Source organism: Peribacillus sp. P4_D6, from assembly GCF_056401795.1.
The window spans coordinates 1-3,370 of record NZ_JBFUIQ010000241.1; the positions used below are offsets into that span (position 1 = coordinate 1).

At 36.3% G+C, this 3,370-nt stretch carries 3 protein-coding genes and 1 pseudogene; all 4 read right to left on the reverse strand.

All coding sequences use genetic code 11. The features are described from left to right. Nucleotides 1-187: 187 nt before the first annotated feature. Nucleotides 188-649 carry a GreA/GreB family elongation factor gene (locus AC1DVB_RS26125; RefSeq protein WP_477591698.1) on the reverse strand — a complete coding sequence of 154 codons (462 nt, stop codon included), beginning with the start codon at nucleotides 647-649 and terminating at the stop codon, nucleotides 188-190. A gap of 303 nt (nucleotides 650-952) precedes the next feature. Next, nucleotides 953-1,645, reverse strand: a pseudogene (locus AC1DVB_RS26130) (YitT family protein); the annotation flags it as partial. 138 nt (nucleotides 1,646-1,783) lie between these two features. Then, nucleotides 1,784-2,989, reverse strand: a complete 1,206-nt coding sequence (locus AC1DVB_RS26135; protein WP_477591700.1) for an MFS transporter — start codon at nucleotides 2,987-2,989, stop codon at nucleotides 1,784-1,786. 148 nt (nucleotides 2,990-3,137) lie between these two features. Next, nucleotides 3,138-3,370 (reverse strand): OsmC family protein (locus AC1DVB_RS26140; RefSeq protein WP_477590982.1); only part of this gene is annotated, 233 nt, incomplete at its 5' end.

Below are 3,370 nucleotides of genomic sequence, written 5' to 3' on the forward strand. Positions count from 1 at the left end.
GGTACAGACTTATAATAGCATGCTTTTTTTAAAAATGCAACCCTTTATCTTCAAAATAATACGACCGATATTTACATTCTTATTACAAAGCACAATGGACGTAGAGCTCCATTGTTAATTAGGGCTCCAATCGACCAAAATCCCTACTCTGCAGGCTGGTTGACTCTCCAGTTTTCAACCTCCATAATCACTGTATTTCAGTGATTAATAAATGCATCATTCCAGAAGGGGTCAAGACTACTACATTATCATTTAATTTGTGACCAATTAGACTTTTGCCGATTGGAGACTTATCGGATATATAGTTTTCAGATAGATATGATTCTGCGGAACTCACAATTTTAAGCTGCATTTCAAATTCTTCTGTCACTTCTTTAACAGTGACAATTGATCCAATCCCTACTTCTCGTTTATTTGTATTTTTAATTATTTTTGCTTGCTTTATAATGTATTCCAAATCAATTATTTTCTTATTAATTGTTGCGAATTCATCCACTGAAATTTGATACTCAGGATCTTTTTTAAAATCACAAAAATTTCTGCTCTCTTGAACTTTTTTACTAACCTCTTTCCATCTTTTTTCCTTTAAATAATGTAATTCTTTCTTCAACGCATTATAACCAGTTTCCGTAAGTAACTGATTGTCCATCAACATTCACCCTCCTTTACCAAAACTACTTTTCTCGGCTATGTTGGTTCTGTTTACCTTTTGCATAAAGAATACACCAAACACTAATCGATAATCGTAGTGAAATCCAGAAAATCAAGTGCCATGTTTTAAGTTTTTAAAATCAAGCCTGATTCTTTTGATCCAACAGCTGATGCGAACATAATTACAAACCCCATAATTCCCATGAATCTTCTACGCTTATCCGTGGAATAATAACAAGAATGGTCTTAAAAATAAGTGGCACAAGCTAAGCTGTTCCTATTCAATTAACGGTTTGCTTTATGTTGCACTTCGACCCAAGCGATCACGTATAGTCTCCGCCATTAATTCGGGTTGAGTTGTAATAATTTTAAAAGGTTTTAGAGCCACTTAAACCTATTTCAACGATGTGAACCACTTTAGAAGCAATAAAATAAGAAATTGCTGAAAGAATCGCCACTTGTAGACGGAATGCGGTTGAACCGAAAATAACTACAAAAATGTTTAAGAAAAGAATGAGGTCACTTGTCCCAAACGGTAATTTTCGAGAAAGCAGTACAGCTAAGATATCAATTCCATCTAATGCTACGCCATTTCGTTATGCTAACCCCATCCCAAAACCGAGGATACTACCACCCACAACGGTGACTAATAATGTATCCCCTTCAATAATCGCTGGGGTATGGTGCATGAGGCTTGTACCAAAAGCCAATGAAGCTATTCCGATAATTGAATAAACCGCGCAACATTTACCATTTGTTGATATCCTAACCAGATTAAAGGAAGGTTTATAAATGCAATTAGAATTCCTAATGGTAATCTAGTTCTGAACCAACAATACTAAGCCCCGTCACACTCCCATCAGATACATTGTTTGGAATTAATACGGTTTTTAAGGCATATGCTGCAATAAATCCCCCAATCATTTCCTAAGTACTCATTGGAAAAAATTTTTATTACATTAGACCTACGTCTATGCTTTGTGATTTTACTCATATAATTCCTCACCTTTGCGCCAATTGTAGGTAATAAATAAACTATTTAGCAGACTAATGAAATACTTCACACATATTGAAGCTGAAAATAACATCAAGGGAAGAAAACCATGTTAAAAATACAAAATGAGTTTATCGTTCAATGTTTATAACGAATAAGTGAAATCATTGCCAAAACTCCTAGACTAGGACCGATCGCAAGGATTGAAAATGCCCATCTCCACCCTAAGATATCTTCAAAGACCGGAATCAAATATATAGAAAAAACAGTAATAAGAAAACCTATAGCCATTTGTAATGTCAAGGCAGTTCCTACACATCCTGATTTTGCGAAATCAGCAACCATTGCTGAAAATTGTGCCGAATCTGCAACAACTGATATCCCCCAAATGATTGCTACACTAACTGTAATCCATATAGAAAGACCAAAGGTAAGTCCGATACATATAGAAGATACGGCACTAACAATCATGGCAATCATAGAAAGGCGTGCTTTTCCAATTTTATCAGCATATAATCCACCTAATATCGAACCAATAGCCCCTGAAATTCCAATTGTTAAAAATGCGAATAACGTACTGGCCTCTTGTAGAGCTGTCCCCTCTAAGGATGCTTTAAAGCTAGCTGTTAAGAAATATGGAAGCCATGTCCACATAGCATACAATTCCCACATGTGACCAAAATATCCATAGTTAACTAACATTATGGGGCGATCTTTTAAGATATATTTGAGTGTATTCATCGACACGGTAGCTGCCTCTTCTTTAGATGTCGGAGCATCCGGAAGAACCCACTTCATAATACCAGCTGCGACTAATGCTAATAAAGAGCTGACCAGCATTAATATCTTCCAGCTGACATTCGGAATGAATAAATTAAATAGGTGTGGCAATGAAGAACCTAATGTAAGAGCTGCAATTAGAATTCCAACGCCAAATCCTCGTCTATCTTGAAACCAATTAGAGAGTAGTTTCACGGCAGTAGGATAAACACCTGCCATAGTCATTCCTGTTAGAAAACGTAAACTTAATCCCATTGCCATTCCAGAGCTTAAAGTAAATAAACTATTGATGACAGCTCCGAATATACAGGCAATAGCAAATATTTTTCTTGGGTTATAACGGTCTGCCAAACCTAGAAAAGCAGAACAAATGGCTCCAACTATGAACCCTATCTGTACGGATGTAGTCATCCATGACCCTTCTGTTGCACTCATTCCCCATTGACGTTCTAATTGGGGAAGAACAGCTGAAGCGCTAAACCATAAACTGAGGGCAAATAGTTCCGCCAACGCAATCCAAAATAGAGCCCTCCATCTGTTAATACTTGTGTTAACTTCTGACATAATGGTTCTTTCCTCCTCTCGCGTTCCCAATTCTATCTGTAACGTATGAGAACGTAGACATTACGCATGGAACATGTCGCGTAATATCTACGTTCTTTTAAAGTTAGTTATACAAGGTAAACTAAGATCGGTACTGTCATATAGCTTTTTACTTATTACGTTTAAAAGTTGAATTTACTTGGACATTTCTTTCTAGTGAATTTCTTACAGGAGAAATTTCCATTGCTTTTGAAACTAATTCTTCAAGTTGTTTATCGTCTGCTTCACTATCCACTGTGAATTGAACATCCACTTCGTTAAAACCTGGATTTCCTTCTTTTAAGCCCAACAATACATTTAAATCTAATTGTCCTGAAGCGTTAACTTCTAGTGAATTCACCT